Source organism: Pseudomonas sp. DCB_AW (genome assembly GCF_026240895.1).
Lineage (GTDB): Bacteria > Pseudomonadota > Gammaproteobacteria > Pseudomonadales > Pseudomonadaceae > Aquipseudomonas > Aquipseudomonas kermanshahensis.
In genome coordinates this window covers 1-556 of sequence record NZ_JAPFCE010000161.1, presented here as the reverse complement: position 1 = coordinate 556, position 556 = coordinate 1, and the positions used below count along the sequence as shown (strand labels likewise).

The window sequence follows — 556 nt, the reverse complement described above, 5'->3', positions numbered from 1 at the left end:
GCACGAAGTGCAAGGTGGTGACGTTTTCGCTGCGGATCACCTGACGCAGGTACTCCGGATCGCGATGGCCGCCGGGACGCGCCATGACCAGGCGCGCGCCGGTTTGCAGGGGCCAGAGGAATTCCCACACCGACACGTCGAAGCTGAACGGGGTCTTCTGCAAGACCACGTCGTCAGCGCCGAGGTTGTAGGCCTCCTGCATCCACAGCAGGCGGTTAACCACGCCGGCATGCTCGTTCATCACACCCTTCGGCAAGCCGGTGGAACCTGAGGTGTAGATCACGTAAGCAAGGTGACGCGGGGTCAAGTTGGTGACAACTGGGTTGCTGGACGGCTGGGCGTTCCAGGTCGGCTGATCGAGGTCGATAACCTGGGCCGAATCAGGTACGTGCCGCGTAGCGCCATGCACCAGCACCGCCACCGGCGCGCTGTCACTCAGCATATGTCGCACGCGCTCCGCTGGGTAATCGGGGTCAACCGGCACATACGCGCCGCCTGCCTTAAGAATGGCCAGCAAGCCAACCACCATCGACAGCCCACGTTCGACGCAGATCGC

General features: G+C 63.3%; 1 protein-coding gene. It reads right to left on the bottom strand.

The genetic code is table 11. The features are described from left to right. On the bottom strand, window positions 1–556 hold a 556-nt coding region (locus OO306_RS28050), incomplete at both ends, for an AMP-binding protein (protein ID WP_265970386.1).